Annotated in this window: 15 protein-coding genes and 1 other RNA gene; 13 read left to right on the top strand and 3 right to left on the bottom strand. The window is 44.7% G+C overall.

All coding sequences use genetic code 11. From position 1 onward, the window contains the following. Positions 1 to 11: 11 nt before the first annotated feature. The 3 genes from NCCP2222_RS06975 to NCCP2222_RS06965 are packed head-to-tail and all read left to right on the top strand — an operon-like array spanning position 12 to position 1,725. Positions 12 to 719 carry a DnaD domain-containing protein gene (locus NCCP2222_RS06975; RefSeq protein ID WP_248510964.1) on the top strand — a complete coding sequence of 236 codons (708 nt, stop codon included), beginning with the start codon at positions 12 to 14 and terminating at the stop codon, positions 717 to 719. Positions 720 to 731: 12 nt separating this feature from the next. Next, entirely contained in the window at positions 732 to 1,382 is a 651-nt protein-coding gene (gene nth / locus NCCP2222_RS06970) for an endonuclease III (RefSeq protein ID WP_248510962.1), read from the top strand. Further along, positions 1,375 to 1,725 carry a YpoC family protein gene (locus NCCP2222_RS06965; protein WP_248510961.1) on the top strand — a complete coding sequence of 117 codons (351 nt, stop codon included), beginning with the start codon at positions 1,375 to 1,377 and terminating at the stop codon, positions 1,723 to 1,725. Before nth ends, NCCP2222_RS06965 begins: the two co-directional genes overlap by 8 nt. Before the next feature lie 585 nt (positions 1,726 to 2,310). On the opposite strand, the gene NCCP2222_RS06960 is transcribed toward NCCP2222_RS06965, so the two are convergent. Next, the gene (locus NCCP2222_RS06960) at positions 2,311 to 5,022 is read right to left on the bottom strand and encodes a penicillin-binding protein 1A (protein WP_248510958.1); all 2,712 of its coding nucleotides are present in this window, start codon (positions 5,020 to 5,022) and stop codon (positions 2,311 to 2,313) included. Further along, complete coding sequence (gene recU / locus NCCP2222_RS06955; RefSeq protein WP_248510956.1) at positions 5,019 to 5,657, bottom strand: Holliday junction resolvase RecU; 639 nt, start codon at positions 5,655 to 5,657, stop codon at positions 5,019 to 5,021. The genes NCCP2222_RS06960 and recU overlap by 4 nt, the downstream gene beginning before the upstream one ends. Positions 5,658 to 5,829: 172 nt before the next feature. Here recU and NCCP2222_RS06950 point away from each other — a divergent pair, with 172 nt between their 5' ends. The 9 genes from NCCP2222_RS06950 to NCCP2222_RS06910 all read left to right on the top strand — a co-directional run bounded on the left by NCCP2222_RS06950 (position 5,830) and on the right by NCCP2222_RS06910 (position 16,089). Then, positions 5,830 to 6,201, top strand: a complete 372-nt coding sequence (locus NCCP2222_RS06950) for a YppE family protein (RefSeq protein ID WP_248510954.1) — start codon at positions 5,830 to 5,832, stop codon at positions 6,199 to 6,201. Continuing rightward, positions 6,198 to 8,501, top strand: a complete 2,304-nt coding sequence (locus tag NCCP2222_RS06945) for a DEAD/DEAH box helicase (protein WP_248510952.1) — start codon at positions 6,198 to 6,200, stop codon at positions 8,499 to 8,501. Before NCCP2222_RS06950 ends, NCCP2222_RS06945 begins: the two co-directional genes overlap by 4 nt. Positions 8,502 to 8,540: 39 nt before the next feature. Further along, positions 8,541 to 9,113 carry a hypothetical protein gene (locus NCCP2222_RS06940; RefSeq protein WP_248510950.1) on the top strand — a complete coding sequence of 191 codons (573 nt, stop codon included), beginning with the start codon at positions 8,541 to 8,543 and terminating at the stop codon, positions 9,111 to 9,113. A 312-nt stretch (positions 9,114 to 9,425) separates the two neighbouring features. Further along, positions 9,426 to 10,241, top strand: coding sequence for a lipid II flippase Amj family protein (locus tag NCCP2222_RS06935; RefSeq protein ID WP_248510948.1), 816 nt, complete (start codon positions 9,426 to 9,428; stop codon positions 10,239 to 10,241). Positions 10,242 to 10,650: 409 nt separating this feature from the next. Next, positions 10,651 to 11,916, top strand: coding sequence for a ribonuclease H-like domain-containing protein (locus NCCP2222_RS06930; protein ID WP_248510946.1), 1,266 nt, complete (start codon positions 10,651 to 10,653; stop codon positions 11,914 to 11,916). 99 nt (positions 11,917 to 12,015) lie between these two features. Beyond that, positions 12,016 to 12,312 (top strand): cell division regulator GpsB, encoded by a 297-nt coding sequence (gpsB, locus tag NCCP2222_RS06925; protein WP_248510944.1) that lies wholly within the window; start codon positions 12,016 to 12,018, stop codon positions 12,310 to 12,312. A 60-nt stretch (positions 12,313 to 12,372) separates the two neighbouring features. Then, positions 12,373 to 12,754, top strand: an RNA gene (gene rnpB / locus NCCP2222_RS06920) — RNase P RNA component class B. Between the two features lie 233 nt (positions 12,755 to 12,987). Continuing rightward, the gene (locus NCCP2222_RS06915) at positions 12,988 to 14,115 is read left to right on the top strand and encodes a THUMP domain-containing class I SAM-dependent RNA methyltransferase (RefSeq protein WP_248510942.1); all 1,128 of its coding nucleotides are present in this window, start codon (positions 12,988 to 12,990) and stop codon (positions 14,113 to 14,115) included. 63 nt (positions 14,116 to 14,178) lie between these two features. Continuing rightward, positions 14,179 to 16,089, top strand: a complete 1,911-nt coding sequence (locus NCCP2222_RS06910; protein WP_248510940.1) for an ATP-dependent DNA helicase — start codon at positions 14,179 to 14,181, stop codon at positions 16,087 to 16,089. A gap of 51 nt (positions 16,090 to 16,140) precedes the next feature. On the opposite strand, the gene NCCP2222_RS06905 is transcribed toward NCCP2222_RS06910, so the two are convergent. After that, the gene (locus tag NCCP2222_RS06905; RefSeq protein WP_248510931.1) at positions 16,141 to 16,596 is read right to left on the bottom strand and encodes a chemotaxis protein CheX; all 456 of its coding nucleotides are present in this window, start codon (positions 16,594 to 16,596) and stop codon (positions 16,141 to 16,143) included. A 214-nt stretch (positions 16,597 to 16,810) separates the two neighbouring features. Between NCCP2222_RS06905 and NCCP2222_RS06900 the strand changes: the two genes are divergently transcribed. After that, complete coding sequence (locus NCCP2222_RS06900) at positions 16,811 to 20,392, top strand: dynamin family protein (RefSeq protein ID WP_248510928.1); 3,582 nt, start codon at positions 16,811 to 16,813, stop codon at positions 20,390 to 20,392. Positions 20,393 to 20,405 lie beyond the last annotated feature (13 nt).

The following is a 20,405-nucleotide window of genomic DNA, read 5'->3' as shown; positions in this document are numbered from 1 at the left end:
GTGTTCTGACAATGCAACAGGAAGAACGGCTCCGTACTTGGATTGAGCAGGGAAATGTAACCATTTCCCAGCTTTTTTTTCAGCGCTATAAATCACTCGGCATAAAAGATGTGGATGCAATGCTGATCCTCCATATGCTTTCATTTCAATCGGCAGGTGTCATGTTTCCAATCCCGCCAGCATTTGCAGAGCGGATGCAGTTAACTGAAAAAGAAGTGACGGATATTCTTCAGCATCTCATGCGCCGTGGTTTCTTAGCGATTGAGCAAAGTGAGGATGAAAAAGGGGTCCTTCATGAGAAGTTCTCCCTGCTTCCACTATGGAGCCGCATCATGGAACAAATCGCTTTGGAACAGGGACAGGCAGAAGAGCAAAACAATTGCAATGAAGAAGGAGAAATCTTTACACTGTTTGAACAGGAATTCGGCAGGCTCCTCTCGCCGATGGAATGTGAAACAATTTCCATGTGGCTTGATCAAGATGGCCACCGGGTGGAAGTTATTCGAGCGGCACTAAAAGAAGCGGTGCTTGCGCAGAAATTGAGTTTGCGCTACATCGACCGTATTTTGTTCGAATGGAAGAAAAAGAATGTGAAATCACTGGAGGATATCGAGCGCAATGTGAAGCCGTTCCGTGCGTCGATCGGGCGGCCGATGCCAAAGCGCGAGGCCACTTCGGGTAAAATTCACTTTTATAATTGGTTGGAAGAACGGGAATAGGGTGATGCTGACATGTTAACAAAAAAACAATGGGACGTATGCCTGGACGAAATCGCCAAAATGTTCCCGGATGCCCATTGTGAGCTAGTTCATAAAAACCCTTTTGAGCTGGTCATTGCAACGCTTCTATCCGCTCAATGCACGGACGTGCTCGTCAATAGGGTAACAGCGGATCTTTTTCAGAAATATAAAAAGCCAGAAGACTATTTGGCGGTGTCGCTGGAAGAACTACAAAATGATATCCGGTCCATCGGTCTCTTTCGAAATAAAGCGAAAAATATTCAGGCGCTGTCTAAGATGCTGGTAGATGAATACGGCGGTATTGTACCGGGAGATCGCGACTTGCTAACGACCTTTCCAGGTGTGGGAAGAAAGACCGCCAATGTTGTTGTTTCCAATGCATTCGGCATTCCAGCGTTAGCCGTCGATACGCATGTGGAGCGTGTAGCAAAAAGGCTCGCCATGAATCGCTGGAAAGACACGCCTCTTCAAGTGGAGGAAAAGCTCATGCGCTGGACGCCGAGAGAAAGATGGTGTGATGTCCATCACCAACTCATCTTCTTCGGGCGCTATCATTGCAAGGCTCAAAAGCCGAATTGTCCCGAATGTCCACTTCTTTCGATGTGCAGGGAAGGAAAGAAACGGATGAAAGAAAATGAATGAACAAGCTGAGGCTGCAAAAAGTAAGGTAGCAAACGCGATGACACAATGGTCGTCGTGGCACGAAGCCATCCAACAAGGGCGAGCGGAGAAGAATCCATCCGTCGAACAATGGATGAGACAAGCCATTCAATTATATGATGAAATGCTCGCCGCTTATCATGATTCAGAGGATGAAAGAAGTGCCATTGAACCGATGAACGGCAAAGAGCGGATTGATTTCGTCAAATTAAAACTGCGCAGTCCTCAAGCATTCCAGCAATTACAGGCGCTTTTTAATGAAGCTGCCAAAAAAGCTGCCAGTCTACATGCACGGAGCATAAGAAGTGAATCAAGTAAAAAATAAGAAGGCCATCAGCAAACATGGCAAAATCCCATGTTTGCTGTATGGTCTTTTTTTTATTTTGTAACTCGGTTGGATGGAAAAAGTATTTGAAATGCAATTTAAAGAAGGGCAAGTCTTGGCAACTATATATTTTAGATCGGCTGTACAGTTTTTTAATTGCTGGCAGGGAAGGAGGAAGGCGCTCGTAAGTCGATAGGAGAGTTGAATAATAAACGAGCGGTTAATAAGCAAATACGAGCGGTACGCCGGAAGATACGAGAGGTTACAGGAAGATACGAGCGGTTGGCAGGATAAACGAGCGGTACGCCAGCGGATACGAGAGGTTGAAAAATTATACGAGCGGTACGCCGTGATAAACGAGCGGTTGTAAAAAACCGAGCCAACGACGGACACAGACATAATCGATTAGAGTTACTATTGATTTTACAAGATTGTAGATATACATGAGCAGTACTCCATCAGTTTAAACAAACAGAAATACAAAAAAATCAGGTGGAGAAAAACGAAATGTTTTCTCCACCTGAAGTCAATTGGCTTAGTTGATTAACTAGCAGATGATCTGACTAGTGAGAACCAGTTAACAAATCATTCGCCACTATCCGATCCATCCTCGGTACCTGGATTTCCTTCAGTTTCGTCAGTTCCTCCCGTATTCGGATCGCTGCCGCCTGGGTTGCCTCCAGGGTTTACATTACCGCCGCTGTTGGAACCGGAATTTCCGCTGCCACCGTTATTGCCATTAGTGCCACCGTTATTTCCTGAGTTTCCGTTGTTGTTGTTATTCCCATTATTTCCATTGTTCCAGTTGTTGCCGCTACCATTGTTATCTCCTTCACCGTTTTCTTGGTTGTCGAAGTCATCTTCATTTTCATCGTAGTTATTATCGGGATCCTCGGTATTTTCTTCTACTTCCTCTTGAATAAAGAGGGAAGTGGAAGCTGGATCACTTACTAGTTCACCCGCGATTGCTACTACTGAAAACTCATATGTCCTTCCAGCTTCTACACCAGTTAGAGTAACAGAGTGGTCAGATGTCGTTGTTAATTCTTCCGCTTTGCTTCCGTCCACGGAGACAGAAACTTTAAATTGAACAGGCACATCAAGCAATTCTGGGTCTGGCGGATTGTGAGACCAGCTAAGGGCGATGGAATTGGAATTCGCATCATAATCAGCCGTCAACCCGTTTGGTGCTTCGAGTTCAGTCACTTGTTCTTCTACGACCTCAGTCGGTTTCGTGCCTTTTACGAACAGTTCCCGGCTCGTCATGCTGCTTGGCGTAGAAGCGGCTGCGAGCATAATCGGATTGGAGCCCTTGACAATGGTTGCTTCTTCGACTGAATTCGGTTGTTTAAAACGAGCAGTCTCCTTGCCGGATGACAATTCACCCATGACTGTACGGAAAAGATTTTGTGGGACATATCGTCCTTTATCGTACGTTTTAATCGGTGTATTGTAATTTTTATAACCGCCCCAAACGGCGATTGTATAGTTTGTCGTGTAACCAGCAAACCAAGAATCGGGAACATCTGTGTTTTTCAGGTTATATTTATTTTTCGTATCAGACGAATAGTTAGTTGTCCCGGATTTACCCGCGATATCAAGCCCGCTGACATTTGCAGTTTTACCTGTTCCTAGGGTAAGAACATCCCGCAACATATCCGTCACCATGTAAGCGGTCGAATCTTTCATTGCATTCACTGGATCCGGAGTCATGTTACGTTCTGTTTTGCCATCACGCATAATGATTTTCTTCACGGCATGCGGTTTTGTATAAATACCGCCATTGCCGAACGCTGAATAAGCACCCGCGATTTGAACTGTTGAAAAATCATATTCTCCGCCGCCGATTGAATGGGCAGAATTCAATTTTTCGTAAGGGAGACCCAGTTTGCGGGCAAAGTCCCCACTCTTTTGTGTCCCGACTTCTTCAAAGATTTTAACGGCCGGTATGTTACGAGAGCGATAGAGCGCTTCTCGGATGGTAATTGGACCTGCATATTTTCCGTCAACATTTCGAATCTGTTTGTTTGTTCCTTTGTATGTGTACGGTTCGTCGACAACGATTGAACCTGTAGACCAGCTGAAGTTTTCGATAGCCGGGCCATAGGATAAAATCGGTTTGATTACCGATCCGGGTTGTCGAGGATTATCTGAAGTAGCAAAGTTCATATTTCGCCCAGAATAATTACGACCACCGCCCACAGCTACTATTGCACCTGTTTTCGTATCCAATACTGTCATGGCGGCTTGCATCTCTTCCGACTCATAAATGCTGTTATTATTGATAGCATTTTCTACCGTTTCTTGTGCTTTTGGATCGAGAGCAGTCTGGATTTTGACGCCTTCTGAGAGCAAGCTCATCATGCCGGCTGCTTCCAATTCATCCAAGACTAAATCGACATATGCCGGATACTTCGATTCGGCATAATCCTGGCGCTGTTCATCCGGTAGAAGGTTAGCCGTGACAGGAACCGCTTTTGCCGCTTCCATTTCTTCTTTTGTAATCTTCTTATGTTTATACATAAGATGAAGCACCGTATTGCGCCGTTTTTCCGCACGCTCTGGATTTTTGAGCGGGTTGTACCCATTCGGAGATTGCGGCATGCCGGCTAGCAAGGCCATATCCGAGAGCTCTAGTTCATTAAGCTCTTTGCCGTAGAAATATTCGGCTGCTGTACCGATACCATAAATTCGGCCGGACATTAGGATTTTATTGAAATACATTTCAAAGATTTCTTCCTTGGAATATTCACGTTCCAATTTAAATGCAAGCCATGCTTCTTGTGCTTTCCGTTTTAATGTCTTTTCATCTGAAAGGAAAGAGTTTTTAATGACTTGCTGGGTTAATGTGGAGGCCCCTTGGGATCCAAACCCGCCTCTGAAGTTAGCCAGAACCGCTCCGCCTAGCCGGTAAAAGTCCATTCCGTGATGTTTAAAGAAACGAACGTCTTCGGTTGCGAGAATCGCATCCCGCAGTTCAGCCGGAATTTCGTCGTAAGGAACAAATTCACGCTTTTCCGCTCCAAACTTCAGAAAGACGTTTCCGTCCATATCGAGCAGTTCAGACGTCAATGGATCCTTTAACAGGGACTCATCGAGTTCCGGGGCAGTGCTTGCATAGTACGCGAACAGCCCGACACCACCAAGAAACAAGGCAAGCCCCACTGCTATTACTGCCAGAAAAATCTTTTTAATAATATGTTTTGGTCCTTTAGAGGGACCTTTTTTTCTGCCTTTTCTTTTTTCAGCAGTTTGCTGCTGTCTTCGAGCAGATCTCGAATTCACATTCTCACTCATTCTATTTCCTGCCTTTCAGTTGCTTCCTTTTGAAGTCGATCTAACCAGAGACGGACAGCTTGTAGATAATCAAGTCTCGGATTAAATCCTGCTTGAATTTCTATGGATATTTCTTCCATTTCTCCAAGCGTTATAGATTTTCTTCCGCCTGCTATCTTCCTTTCCCATTTTTCTACGAAATACTCATAGGGAACGACAAAATATCGATCAAGTGAACTGAAATGAATGAGGAAAAAGGCAATTCCGCCCTGTTCATGGACTCTTTTCATATGCTCAACTTGATGTTCATGAATATTTTGCAGTGGAAAGGAAGTCAAACTCTTTGTTTCCTTTGCTTCAAAATCAATATGTTTCCCGTTCCAAACACCATTGTAATCGGTAGTGGATGGAGTACGGAAATAGGCTTCCGTAATAACTGCTGCGCTTCTCGCAGGATAGTTCACGTTGACAACTTGGATGGGCACCGGTTTTTTATGGATGACAGCAATGCCGTGGCTTACATAATATTCATTGGTCTCATTCAATTCATCCTCCAGCGTTTTACCGCGGTTCCCGAAAGAATGATTCACTTTCCGTGGTCCATTTGATTGGCTGGAAGGTGTATATTTCCTTCCATTCGGATAGCGTATTGTCAAACCTACCACCTCGCATTACCTATCATACCACAATGATTGGACGGTTTTGTTCTTGAAAAGTTGCTGTTAAGTTCTAACTGTCGTGGTAAAAAGAATATGTGTTCGTTAGGAGTGGTGAATCGAACATGTTTTTGATAGACTGGAAGAAAAGGCTCAGATAGGATGAAAGCAAATGACAAGTATCAAATCAATGACTGCACAACTCCTCGTCGTCTGTGAAGAATGTTTGGAGCGGCATGCCGAAATGAGAAGGCAGGACCTGGAGCCGGATTTTTTTAATGAAGTCAAACCTTATGCGGACGAACAGTTCGACTTGCTTGATATATGGAAGGATGAGATTCTAACGTGGATACGGCGAGATCGACCGAAGTATATTCATCTGCAGCAAATCCTTGCGCTTGATGATATGATGAGGCAATTTATTGTCCAATCGTTTTATCAGAAGACAGGGAAAAAGCGTTTCGTCCAATCCATTCAATCGGCTCGTTACACATTACAGACCGTAATGAATGCACTAGAAGTGCGAGAGGAAGACCCATCATGAAGACGGAGAACAAGACAATTGCAGCTGTAATAGAAGATTTGCGGAAAGATCCTTCATTCGGTGAGAACATCATTCATTACCGGAAGATTGAAGGGAGAGATGCCACGTATGCAGAATTTCCGGCGAATCTGCATCCTTCTATAGTGAAGGCACTCGACACAAGAGGCATTCGTAAATTGTACAGCCACCAGAGGGAGGCGTTCGACCTTGCTGCTGGCGGGCGCTCGATCACTGCCGTCACGCCGACCGCTTCCGGCAAATCATTATGCTATCATTTGCCGGTGCTCCAAAGCATTTTGGAAGATGAAGCATCAAGGGCGCTTTATCTTTTCCCAACAAAAGCGTTGGCACAAGACCAGTTAGCAGAACTGCATTCCTTAATTGAAGCGAGCGGCGAATCGATTTTAAGTTACACCTTTGACGGAGACACAGCGCCCGGTCTACGGACCAAGGTACGCAAGTCAGGCCATATCGTTTTGACCAATCCGGACATGCTGCATTCAGGCATTCTGCCTCATCATACGAAGTGGGTCTCTCTCTTTGAAAACTTGAAGTATATTATCATCGATGAATTGCACACATATAAAGGAGTGTTCGGGAGCCATGTGGCGCATGTACTCCGCCGGTTAAAACGGATTTGCAACTATTATGGAGCTGACCCTGTTTTCATTTGCACTTCGGCGACAATCGCCAACCCGAAGGAATTGGCAGAAACGTTAACTAATACCGAAATGAAACTGATCGCGAACAATGGGGCCCCTTCCGGAACGAAGCATTTTGTTTTTTATAATCCGCCTGTCATCCATCCGACATTCGGGATTCGAAGAAGCGCTGTTTTGGAGGTAAGGGATTTGGGTGCCTTTTTGTACAGAGAAGGGATCCAAACGATCATATTCGCTAAAAGCAGGGTGCGGGTTGAAATGCTTGTCACCTATATGAAGGAATTGACGAAGAAAAAGCTGTATGACGAAACAGTGATGGGCTACCGGGGCGGTTACTTGCCGTCCGAAAGACGGAAAATTGAGAAAGGGCTGCGAAACGGGGACATCCGGACCGTCGTCAGCACGAATGCGCTGGAGCTCGGTATCGATATCGGTCAATTGCAGGCTTGTATCATGACCGGGTATCCGGGAAATATCGCGAGCGCTTTCCAGCAAGCAGGACGGGCGGGAAGAAGGCAGGACGATGCATTGATCATTTATGTTGCCCAATCCATAGCACTCGATCAGTACATCATTGATCACCCGGACTATCTTCTCGGCCAGACGCCGGAGGAGGCACTCATCCATCCCGACAATATGTTGATTTTAATTGATCACTTGAAATGCGCCTCATTTGAGCTTCCGTTCTCTTTAACGGAAACGTATGGGGAATTCGAAGTGCAGGACTTGCTCGAGTTTTTGGAAAGTGAAGGAATCCTTGTCCGGACGTCTGACAAGTGGCATTGGATGACCGACCGTTTTCCTGCAAGTGAAATCAGTCTCCGGTCTGCTTCTCAGGAAAATGTCGTTATCATAGATAAGACAGTGCCAAAAGGGACGAAAGTGATTGGTGAGATGGATCGCTATAGCGCCATGACATTGCTTCACGAAGAAGCCATTTATATTCACCAGGGGACCCAGTATCAAGTAGAGAAACTGGATTGGGAGGAAAAAAAGGCTTATGTGACTGAAGTAGATGTTGATTATTTCACGGATGCGAATTTGGCGGTTGAATTGAAAGTCATGAATGAGGATAAAATCGAAGCGGCTGATGAATTGGTGACTTCTTACGGGGATATCGCCGTACTTGCGATACCGACTATTTTCAAGAAGATTCGTTTTGACACCCACGATAACATCGGTTCTGGTCCTATCTCATTGCCGGCAGAGGAACTTCATACTTCATCGACCTGGCTCTCATTCGACGCGCCAGAAGGATGGAAAGAATCCGATTTGACAGATGCGATGACTGGCGCTGCCCAAGCGATCCACTCTTTTATCCCGATTTTCGTCAGATGCGACCGAACGGACATTCATGTCGTCCCGCAAGTGAAAGCGACGCATACAGGAAAACCGACGTTTTTCATTTACGATAGTTATCCTGGTGGCATCGGACTGAGTGAAAAGCTGTACGATCGATGGGATGAGTTGCTGGATTTAGCGGCAAATCATGTCTCGTCTTGCCGATGTGATGCAGGGTGCCCGATTTGTATTGGGGCACAAGAATCGGGTGTGAAGTCGGGGAAGAGGCGTGTCATCGGATTGCTCGAGGAGCTGGCCCGTAAAGAGAAAGGGAAGAGGGAAATACATCAGCCTTGAGCAACTGAATAGCCTCACAAGGGAATGGGGGATTTTTAGTTGAGGCAATGGATAATCACTGTACTATTTTTGGTGTTCTTCGTTCCGTATGTTTACCTTTATCTTCGGCAAATTATAAAGATGAACCAAACAGCCACTTTTCCTGTCACAAAAGAAGACGTTACGGCCATTCGAAGACAGCCGAAGGCACCCATCGCGTTGCCTAGCATCTCTCATCAAAAAAGAGGATTTTATTTAAATGGTATTGTTATACTGATTTTGTTATTTCTTTTGACTGCTAAAATTTTGGGGTATTTTTCCGAATGGACATATTTCAGCATATTATTTCCTATGCTAATTAACTATAGTCAGACTTGGAATGTGTTTGCCATTATGGATAATGGGGTGTTATGTGGGGGAAGGTTTATTCCATGGGAGAGGATTCAATTCTATGAATTCGAGCCGATAGACAACGATCACAGTTATTATGGATATGTACCTGAAGTGAATGGTGGATATGAGCTGGAGATCAAAACAAAGTTTACTTCAGTCAATTGTATTGTTACTTCGGAAGCAGTAAAAGATAAGTTATCAGGGATATTGGATGCTCATTTATTGAGTAAAAATAATTAGATCTCAGGAGAGATTAATAGGAGGAAATTATGTTCACCAAACGAACATGATTTCCTCTTTTTTTGTATTCAATTAGCAAATTTAAACCCGTTCGAATTAGTATGGTAGGTAGCGCTAGGCAATGTAAGGGGGAATAGCAGTACTACATCATAAAAAGCTCTTTGTGAATGATGTAGAGGAGTTTCTCTCTCAAAACCTTTTTTATATAAAAGGACAATTGACTTTAGATGATTTTAGAAACAATTTCCAAACAAAATCGTTCTACACAATAATGGTAAATCTAAAGAAATAATAGGAAAGCAGGTCAGGTCCTTGGAATTTATAACATCACAGTTACTTGTTATTGCAATATTTATCTTACTCATTCATTCGATTGAAACCTTAGCGTATTCCGTCCGTTTATCGGGAGCAAGGGTAAAGCTGTTGGCATCTGCACTTTCCTTATTCAATGTGATGATTATGGTTTCAAGGTTGGCAAATATGATGCAGCAACCCTTTACAGGCAGCTTGATTGACAATGCACCAAAGGAAAATGCCCTGGCATTTGTTGAAAGCCAATATCGGCTGCTAATTGGTTCTGCCACCGTTGGTACGATCATTGGTATATTTTTATTGCCGACATTTATTGCTGTTTTTTCGAGAGCCATTATTCATTTAGCTGAAGAACGAGGTTCAATTCCTGCATTGTTCAAAAAGGGATTTACACTTTCGTATATCAAACGTGCAAAAAAGCATTTTCATTTCCCTAGGTTAGCGTATTTAAAAGATATGAGTTGGCGAGATATACCTATTCAATTATTTTGCATTAATATCTTGATCACTGCTATTTATACAATTGGTGTATTGTCCGCCCTCTATGCAGCATTGCTTGCACCTGAACGGGCAACAACTGCTGTGATGGCGTCGGGTTTAATTAATGGGATTGCTACCATTCTGCTTATCGTGTTTATTGACCCAAAGATCTCTATCCTGGCGGATGATGTCATCAACAAAAAAGGGGATTATGTTACTTTGAAAAGTGTCTCCGTCATGATGGTGACTTCAAGATTGGCAGGAACACTTTTAGCGCAAGTCTTATTCATACCGGGTGCAAAGTATATTGCCTGGTTTACGCAGTTTCTAATATAGTTTGAATAAGGTAGGGAGTTATTGAGCAGAACCATACACTACGAAATTAATTGGATCTTCACAGTAAAACACACTCATTAATAAAGAAGTAGATACATCATTTGGTTAACCAAGCCGTCAGTGCTTATCAAGCCCAAACAGTCTCTCACCATAACGATCTTCACGAAAGTGCCGACTTAATACGAGTCAATCTGTTCCTCTGAGTTCAGTTTCGAATCCATACAATCAACCTGCCATTTCAATAGATTTGTTTCCTTCATCCCTCTACTCTATAATGAATAATAATGTTCGATGCAATTTGGGCATTTCATTGAGGTGGTACTATTAAAATTCTACAATCTTTCATACGATATAGAGTTCCATATGATTCCGATCTTCAGATGGAGGGCGCAGTTAGGGGGGAGATTCCATGTCATACGAACAAAAGTTGATGCAGATGAAGAAGCTGTTGAAAAAGAATGGCGTGGTTAAGGAGGAAGCACCCGTTCAGTCAAAGCGGATCGTGCCTCCAGCCCCTGCATATGAAAATCAATGGCTGTCAGCAGGACTTGAAAAAGAACAAAATGACTTTGGAATCGTCTATAAACGTGTCGTCACATATGGAGCGCATCATTTGCATGGCAGTTACAAGCTGTCTGATTTGAGGCAGACGATGGCGCAATGGGGTACAGAAACCGCAAATCATCCGCTTTGTCCTGACCCTTCGAAACCGATAGTCTTTTTTGATACGGAAACGACCGGGTTGAAAGGAGCCGGAACGCTCATTTTCCTTCTCGGCTTCATGGAGGAGGCGGGGGACGGGTTCCGCTTAACGCAGTACGTGCTGCCCGGACCGGATCATGAAGCGGCCTTCCTTTACGCTTCCGGTCTGTGGGACAGAAAGCTTTCACTCGTTATGTATAACGGGAAGAGCTTTGATATGCCTCAAGTCGAGACGAGATGGACGATGAACCGCTCGCATCTTCCACCACTTGTTAAGCATGATGCCATCGATCTTTTACACGGCTCAAGACGAATTTGGAAAGATGAGCTGGATTCCTTTAAGCTGACAGCGATTGAGCAGTCGCAGCTCGGTTTTTACCGGAAAGGGGACATTCCGGGACATATGGCGCCGATCATTTATCAGGATGCAGTGAAAAGCGGCAATGCCGAGTTGTTAATGAAAATACTTGCCCATAATGAATGGGATATTCTCTCGCTCGTCACGCTGTATATCCGCTCGACCGATCTGTTGCTTCAAGAGACACTTTCCGAGAGCGCTATTTCCGCAACAAATATTGGGAAATGGTATGCAGACTTGAAGTCGTTCGGCAGAAGCCGGGATTTTCTTGAGAGGGTAGTCGCAGAGCATGGACTGCTCCATCCGCTAGCCCACTACCACTTCGGCTTTGCACTCAAAAGGGATGGCCATTTTGAAGATGCAGCGAAAGCATTTGAAGTCGCTGCGGAACATTTGCGGGGACGGGAGCGAATTATTGCACTCGGCGAAATGGCGAAATTATTTGAACATCGAATGCGAGATTTTGAGAGAGCACTGGCCAGTACAGAACGGGCTCAGCTATTGTTAAATAAGGATCCAGAGCTCAGCAGGCGCTTTCGTGAACGCATGAAAGAGGACTTTGGGAAAAGGGAAATAAGATTGCTCGGGAAAATATTTCCCGGGCAAGCGCAGTAACCGACAATATACGGACAACCATTACTTCTTCTTAGGACATGGATGTACAAATTATGCTATAATGTCCGTACGTAATCATGAATGGAAGGGCGTCGTCGCATGGAAATAAAATTGGATTCCAAAAAGATTCTTGAAAAAGAATTCAAAACAGGAATACGTGGTTATAATCAGGAAGAGGTCGATCTGTTCCTGGATCAAGTCATACAAGACTATGAAGCATTCAAGAAAACGATTTCCGAATTGCGTGTGGAGAATGAAAGATTAAAAGAGGAACTGGCATCGCAGCAAAAACGGCCTGCCACACAAAACACAGGTACGACAAATTTCGATATCCTCAAGCGGATTTCCAATTTGGAAAAGCATGTTTTTGGCAGCAAATTATACGATCATGAGTAATGCCAGACAATGACATTGAAAAATAATGAAAAATGAAGTATACTAACGATACCATATGAAGAATTCAGGTAATCGCTGCAACTTCTGTTGTAGAGGAAAGTCCATGCTCGCACGGTTCTGAGATGACCGTAGTGTTCGTGCTCGGCGAAAAAATAAGCCGGGGCAGCGTTTTTACGCTGACGGCGGGAAGAAATCCTACGTTCCCTTTGGGAATATGGATGACATTCCCTGAAAAGTGCCACAGTGACGTAGCCGGCTTGGAAACATGCCGGGTGGAACGAGGTAAACCCCGCGAGTGAGAAACCCAAATTATGGTAGGGGCGCTCTTCGGAAGGAAATGAACGGACGAAGGGACAGACCAGGTCTGTAGATAGATGATTACCACCCTAAGTACGAGGCGAGAGCCGTTTGAGTACACGGGAACAAAACATGGCTTATCGGATATTCTATGGGATTAGTTGTATACTCAATGCCCTCCTGTATTGGAGGGCATTTTCATTTTTCATGAACTGTTTCAATCATGCGCCACCGTTCATTTGTAAAGAATAGGTTTTTTATTCAGGTGGATGAAATCGTTGGCAATACATATTCACGGACATGCTATAATAGATATTTGCCGTAACGTGTATAATAATGACGAAGACGCTCTTGCGTCGGGAATGGAGCTGAACATGAATGAGCCTATATAATCTTGTCGCCACTTCTGCAATGGGACTTGAATCGATTGTTGCGGATGAAGTGAAGGCATTGGGATATGATACGAAAACTGAAAATGGAAAAGTTTATTTTACGGGTGACGCGACAGCGATCGCCAAGACCAATATGTGGCTTCGTGTCGCGGACCGCGTCCGTGTCATTGCCGGAGAGTTTACAGCTACTACATTTGACGAGCTTTTTGAGAAGACGAAGTCAATTGCGTGGGAACAGTTCCTACCGGTGGATGCTGCGTTTCCGGTTGCCGGGAAATCAGTAAAATCGACGCTGTATAGTGTGCCTGACTGTCAAGCTATTGTGAAAAAAGCAGTGGTGGAACGGTTGAAAACGGCTTACAAGCGAATCGGTTTTCTTGATGAATCCGGACCGCTTTTCAAATTGGAAGTTTCCATTTTAAAAGATAAGGTGACGATCACTATCGACTCGAGTGGAACCGGTCTTCATAAAAGGGGCTATCGTGTAGGTCAAGGGGAAGCTCCACTGAAGGAAACGATGGCCGCTGCGCTCGTTAAACTGACACGCTGGAATCCAGATCGTCCGTTTGTTGATCCGTTTTGTGGTTCTGGAACGATTGCTATTGAAGCTGCGATGATTGGACAGCAGATCGCTCCAGGATATAACCGGGAATTCAGCAGTGAGCTATGGCCATGGATTGATTCAGCCATTTGGGACCGCATTCGGGAAGAAGCCGAAGACTTGGCCAAGTATGACCAGCCTTTATCAATTACTGGTTCGGACATCGATCCGAAAATGGTGAAAATCGCAAAACAAAATGCTATGGAAGCCGGATTTATGGACATTATTGAATGGAAACACCGTGACGTGAAAGACTTGGAAGTTGAAGGACTGAATGGTGTTCTTGTGGGGAACCCTCCATATGGAGAACGTCTTGGCGAAATTGAGGAAGCGGAAGAATTGGCTCGCGTTGTCGGTCATATAATGGAACGGTATCCGTCCTGGTCGGTCTATATGCTATCTTCACTTGAAAACTTCGAGGAGATGTATGGCAAAAAGGCGACGAAAAAACGGAAACTGTTTAACGGATTCATCCGTACTGATTTCTATCAATTTTGGGGTCAGCGCAAATAATGAAACATGTCTGGAAGGGGCCGTGCCTCTTCCTTTTCCTTGTACACGGAAAGGGGAAATCGAATGAACCGGAAAATACCGTTTTCATTAACAAAAGATAAATCTTTTTATGAATCACTGAATGACTGGATGGGTGACGTCCTGTATGATGAATTGACGGAAAAAGGGTTTGAATGCCGGGACGAGCAAATTTTCATGGCTTTTCAAATCGAGCAGGCATTAAAAGCGAAAAAAGTGCTTCTTGCTGAAGCGGGCGTCGGAACAGGAAAGACAATCGCCTATTTGCTGCCGGCTCTTGCCTACGCACGATATACAGGAAAGCCGGCACTTATTTCCTGTGCAGATGAAACATTGATCGACCAGCTCGTCAAAGAAGAAGGGGATATACGCAAAATCAGCGATGCCCTTCAGGTGGAAATTGACGTAAGGCTCGCCAAAGCCCGTGATCAATATTTATGTTTGAAACGATTGGATGAAACTGTGAATACATCCCTCGAAGATTATCCGGACGAAGTGGATGAGAGCTTGCCTGCATTTGTCAGAGGCAATGCCTCCTTGCAATCGGTTCATCCGTATGGTGAACGTTCTTCATTCCCGGAACTGGATGATGCGCAATGGAGCACGATTAATTTCCATCCGACCCAGCAATGCGAAGCGTGTGATATGCGGAATCGCTGCGGACAGATCATCCATCGGAATCATTACCGGGAAGCAACAGATTTAATCATTTGTTCGCATGACTTTTTCATGGAGCATATTTGGACGAAAGAGTCCCGAAAGCGCCAAGGCCAGCTGCCATTGCTCCCTGAATTCTCTATGGTTGTGTTTGATGAGGGCCATCTATTGGAATATTCTGCACAGCGGGCACTCACATACGAAGTACAAAAAAGTACGCTGCTTTCCTTGCTGGAGAGGATAATGGTCGATGGCATCCGAGAGGAGACGCTTCAGTTAATGGAGAGGCTCTTTTCCACCCATGAAGAGTTCTTTCACCTTTTGGAACAGCACGCATCTTCTGAAAGCGAGCGAAAGAAGATTACCAAATCGAATCGTTTGCTGCAATCCGGCAAAGAGGCGATTGCCATTTCCAACAGCTTGCTGGAGGAATTCGTTTTTGAAGGGGAATTGTATATCATCCCAGAGTATGACCTTAAAATGGTAGAAGAGTATTTGGAGCAATACATGTACTCAATGGGCATTTTCCTTGAAGAAAGCGACGCGGTAGATTGGATGGAAGAACGAAATGGCGAACCCACGCTTGTCATCATGCCGCGGCTTGTTACTGATATCTTGAGAGAGAATCTATTCAGCTCACCGATGCCAATGGTCTTCTCCTCGGCAACCTTATCGGTCGGCCAGGACTTTACGTATTTATTGGATAGCTTAGGGATCGAGGATTTTCTATCATTCTCTGTAGAATCTCCATTTGATTATGAGGAATCAATGAAAATTGTGGCCACGGAATTGTCTGCCGAGGACAAAGCGGAAACAGCCATGAAGCTACTCGATGATGAGGAGCAAACCCTCATATTATTCAAGTCTGAACAATCCATGATGCAGTTTAGGGATCAGCTTACAGCATCCTTTAGGGAATCGATTGCGTTTGAAGGAGATCGGGAACTGTCGGCTATGGTCCAGGACTTCCAGCAAAAACGGGCCCGTGTCCTCTGTTCTTATCATCTTTGGGAAGGTCTTGATATACCTGGCGATGCGTTAACACGTGTCATTATTTATGATTTGCCTTTCCCTCCATCTGATCCGTTGTTTGATGCGAGAAGGCAGCATGCGGAAGATCCTTTCAAAGAGGTCGACCTGCCTTTCATGCTGCTGCGCTTGCGGCAAGGTGCCGGCCGTTTAATTCGAACTTCAGAAGACTATGGTACCGTTCATGTCTTTATGGAGAAAGAAGAAAAGCTGCTGCTGGAGGAAATCAGTAAAGTTTTGCCAGTTCAAGTTGAATTGGCTGTTAGATAAAAATAATGCTGTCCTGACTATCAATATTTATCGATAGCAGGGCAGCATTTTTCATTCACTATCTACTGTTAAAATTACATTGAGCATAGTTTCGTCTTCAAATCGGACGGGCAGCTTGAAGGCATGTTTGAACCCATAGAATTTCGTTTCACCACGCATTACAGTCGGTGTGGAAATATCGATAATATAATCTTCTTTTTCTAATGCTGTGCACAAGTTGCCGGCAATCATGTTGCCGAGTTCTCCCGTGAAGGATTCGATCATTTCCCCCTCGATCATCATTCCGAACATTGATTGGCCGATTGAACCGATTACTTCTGATGTTGTGTCTATAATCAACCTGCCTTTGACTGCCCCGATTAAGCCAATTAAGACGCTTAGTTCTTTCTGTTCATAGGGCTGAACGGTCATCGCTGGAGCCAGGACATCGAATTTCATCGGTAAAACGGTGGTTAAAGATGAAATGGTTCCATTTAGGATTTTCTGTATATCACTTGCTGTATCCATATAAATTCCTACCTCTCACTACGGTGTATGTATAGTGCAATAATACCATAACAAATTGAGATGTTATAGTGTATTTTAAAATATTACAGATAATTAATTTATACTAGAAAACGGTACTGCAGTATTAACGTTTCGCCAAAGTCTTCTGAAAAATCGTCATTGGACGGAAAAATGGTATGATAGAGAGAGACTTTAAGGAAGGATCGAAAACGAAATGTCACAGATGAATAAATACATACAACAAACCGCGTTATACGGGGAAATTTTTAAAAGAGATGAAGATGAGGAGCGATATAAGAAAGCGAAGCTCTTAGCACATAAGTTGGACAAGGGCGAATTCACCATAGGCTTTGCCGGCCACTTCTCGGCTGGCAAGTCCTCGATGATCAATGCGTTGGTCGGCAGCGATTTATTGCCATCCGGCCCCATACCGACAAGTGCGAATATCGTAAAAGTCAGCAAAGCGGACACTGACCATGCCATTATCCATCAGAACGACGGGACGGCATATTTATACGAGGGACAACACTTTGCAGAAGCAATCAAATCATTCAGCAAAGACGGCAGGTCTGTCGCACAGGTTGAAATTGGGTATACCGGCTCTAAGCTGCCGGAAGGGATAACCGTCATGGATACACCGGGAGTCGATTCAACGGATGATGCCCATAAGCTTTCGACCGATTCCGCTTTGCATCTTGCAGACCTTGTCTTCTATACGATGGATTATAACCATGTGCAATCTGAACTGAATTTCACCTTTACAAAAGAACTGTTGAAATACAATGAAAATATGTACTTGATCATTAATCAAATTGATAAGCATCGCGATTCGGAGCTACCTTTCGCGGCTTTCAAGAAGTCTGTTGAGGATTCCTTTGCCCTATGGGGTGTAAAGCCGAAAGGGATTTTCTACACATCCCTGCGTGCTCAAGATTTACCGGATAATGATTTTTCAAAGGTACAGGAGATTGTAAAAGGATCCATTGAGAATCGCCAGGATCGCATGGCGGAGAATGCGTCTCATGCACTTCGCAAATTAATGGATGAGCATTTCCTGTTTCTCAAAGAGGAAATGGAAGAGCGGAAGGAAACGTTTCGTGATGTCGTCCTAGATGACGAGTGGAACCGACTGGACGATCTTGAAAAGGAAGTGCGGGAACAAGAGAAGGAATTGCATCTCTTGTCAGGTGATGAGTTTGCCGCCAATTTTGAACAGGAACGCAAGAAACTGCTGGAAAGTGCGGCCATCACACCATTTGAAACGCGGGAACTGTTGAAATCCTACTTGGAATCGAAATCCTCCCGTTTTAAAGTCGGGCTCTTATTCGGCGCAAAAAAGACTGCAGAAGAGAAGGCGCGGCGGAAGCAAGCGTTTTTTGAAAATCTGGATACCCTTGTGCAGCCGCAAATTGGGGTCCATTTGAAAGCATTGATGAAAAAATCGCTGAAAGAGACTGGGTTGCTCAATGATGAGCGTTCGATCGAAATCGATACAATGGATTTCCAGCTTCCAATTGATGAGATTGATGCACAGCTGATTGCAACGGATGTGGTAACTGGGGAAACAGTCCTCAATGTGACAGAACATTTGAAAACAGCGATCTACTCGGCTTTCCGGAAGATGACTGAGGGCTGGAAAAACGAGATGGCAGCACTTGCTTCCTCAAGAGGAAATGAAAAGGCCGAATCGATGATGCATTCAATTCGCATCTTAGATGAGAAAGTGGCAGCCATCCAGCACGTACAAAAATTGCAGAATGCGTTAGACAGCTTGAATGAGGAACTTGCTTCCCCTTCGGCTGAGATGGTGAAGGCGGCAGAAGCTCTGCTGAGTCAATGGAATCAACCGGAAGAGCTTCGTACAATCGACTTTACGGAAGAGGGAAAAGTAGAAACATTGGCAGTCACTGAACAGCAGGCAACAGACGTACCTGTTGAAGAACAAGTGACAGCAGATGGCGCGCAAGTGATCAGCCGTGCCCTTGAAGTCGCAAATGCTGTGGAATCCATTCCCGGGTTTTCTGAAACAGTTTCTTATTTGCGACATAAAGCAGATCGCCTGGATGGACAGGAATTCACTGTGGCATTATTCGGGGCGTTCAGTGCTGGGAAATCATCGTTTTCAAATGCACTGATGGGGGATTCCATTTTACCGGTGTCGCCTAATCCGACAACTGCGGCCATCAATCGAATCCGCCCAGTGTCGGAAACTAGGAAAAACCGGACGGCTGATGTCCATTTGAAATCGGTCCAGGAGATGTTTGAAGACATTTCATTTTCTTTCCAGGCGTTAGATATGCCTGTGAAGGATTTGGATGATGCGTATGCAAAAACGGCTGACATCTTAGCGAAGGAATTGCAAGAGGAAAGTCTGCATATCCATAAGACATTCATCAAAGCATTTGCAAAAGGTTATGAGACGTTTCGGAATTCACTTGGTACAACGATAACTGTAGAAGAAGTGGAATTCACCCGCTATGTGGCGGAGGAGGAACGCAGCTGTTTCGTCCAATCTATCGATTTTTATTATGATTGCCCGCTCACGAGGGAGGGGATCACGCTCGTTGACACGCCTGGAGCGGATTCCATCAATGCCCGCCATACCGATGTGGCATTTGAATATATTCGAAATGCGGACGCCATTCTGTTCATTACGTACTACAATCACGCGTTCGCTCGTGCGGACCGAGAGTTTCTTATTCAGCTTGGACGTGTCAAAGATGCGTTTGAGCTCGATAAAATGTTCTTTGTTGTCAACGCAATCGATTTGGCGGCGAATGTGGAAGAAGCCGAGGCTGTCAAAACATACGTTGCCGAGCAGCTTACGACGTTCGGCATCCGTCATCCGAGGGTGCATGGCATTTCAAGCTTGCGTGCGCTAGAATCTAAACTAGCTGGACAGGCGGATGAAGAGATGGCTGAATTCGAGTCCAATTTCCATCATTTCCTTCAGCATGATTTGCGAGGCATCGCCATCCAAGCGTTGCAGGAAGAAACTTCCAAAACAGTTCAGCGCGTTGCCAGCCTGATTGAACGCGTCGAGTCGAACCGTACACGAAAAGCGGAACGGATGCAGGAATTGGATAAGCTGGAGCAGGAAGTACGGATTCAATTTGCGGATGGCTTTACTGAAGTGATCGAGCGTGCATCCCGCAATGAATTAAATGAATTGATCTATTATTTATTGCAACGTGTATTTTTGCGATTTGGTGATTTCTTTAAAGAAGGGTACAGCCCATCGACCTTCGCCAAACATCCAACCGATCGAGCTTTGAAGCTCGCTCTGGATGAAACGGTTCAAATGCTCGGCTTTGATATTACGCAAGAGCTGAAGGTAACCAACTTAAGAATGCTAAACTTCTTGAAAAAGCAATTGATGGATCGGGAACGGGTTGAGAAACGGAAGCTGACGGAAAAAGACGCTGCACTCAGCTTGTCTCCTTATGAGTCGAGTGAAGCGGACATGCTTACTTTCACAGCTCCATTTGAAACGTCTGAGAAATATAAAGCGGTAAACAAATACTTTAAAAATCAAAAAGCCTTCTTTGAAAAAGGAGATCGCGATAAATTGCGGGCGGCTCTGGAAGAACTGCTCAAAGCCGATGCATCCGATTACTTGGGGAATGAAAAGGAAAGGCTGGATCAATGGGCAGAACGGTGGATCGAATCGGAGGCGGAAGGATTGCGTCAGCATCTATTATCCGGAAGCTTGGAACAAATCCGTTCAGAACGTTCCTTGCTGGATGACACGGAACAATTGGATGAATGGCGTGCCATCTACGCGGAAATCGAATAAGGGGTGACGGAGT

Origin of the sequence: Sporosarcina sp. NCCP-2222, from assembly GCF_023168145.1 — a bacterium.
Lineage (GTDB): Bacteria > Bacillota > Bacilli > Bacillales_A > Planococcaceae > Sporosarcina.
This window is presented reverse-complemented; position numbering and strand designations above follow the sequence as displayed.

Bases quoted from the DNA above. Each gene is read 5' to 3' on its own strand.
- NCCP2222_RS06950 (WP_248510954.1), top strand. From the start codon at position 5,830: ATGACAAGTATCAAATCAATGACTGCACAACTCCTCGTCGTCTGTGAA.
- NCCP2222_RS06945 (WP_248510952.1), top strand. From the start codon at position 6,198: ATGAAGACGGAGAACAAGACAATTGCAGCTGTAATAGAAGATTTGCGG.
- NCCP2222_RS06930 (WP_248510946.1), top strand. From the start codon at position 10,651: ATGTCATACGAACAAAAGTTGATGCAGATGAAGAAGCTGTTGAAAAAG.
- NCCP2222_RS06905 (WP_248510931.1), bottom strand. From the start codon at position 16,596: ATGGATACAGCAAGTGATATACAGAAAATCCTAAATGGAACCATTTCA.
- NCCP2222_RS06910 (WP_248510940.1), top strand. From the start codon at position 14,179: ATGAACCGGAAAATACCGTTTTCATTAACAAAAGATAAATCTTTTTAT.
- NCCP2222_RS06965 (WP_248510961.1), top strand. From the start codon at position 1,375: ATGAATGAACAAGCTGAGGCTGCAAAAAGTAAGGTAGCAAACGCGATG.
- gpsB (WP_248510944.1), top strand. From the start codon at position 12,016: ATGGAAATAAAATTGGATTCCAAAAAGATTCTTGAAAAAGAATTCAAA.
- NCCP2222_RS06960 (WP_248510958.1), bottom strand. From the start codon at position 5,022: ATGAGTGAGAATGTGAATTCGAGATCTGCTCGAAGACAGCAGCAAACT.
- NCCP2222_RS06900 (WP_248510928.1), top strand. From the start codon at position 16,811: ATGTCACAGATGAATAAATACATACAACAAACCGCGTTATACGGGGAA.
- NCCP2222_RS06915 (WP_248510942.1), top strand. From the start codon at position 12,988: ATGAGCCTATATAATCTTGTCGCCACTTCTGCAATGGGACTTGAATCG.
- NCCP2222_RS06975 (WP_248510964.1), top strand. From the start codon at position 12: ATGCAACAGGAAGAACGGCTCCGTACTTGGATTGAGCAGGGAAATGTA.
- nth (WP_248510962.1), top strand. From the start codon at position 732: ATGTTAACAAAAAAACAATGGGACGTATGCCTGGACGAAATCGCCAAA.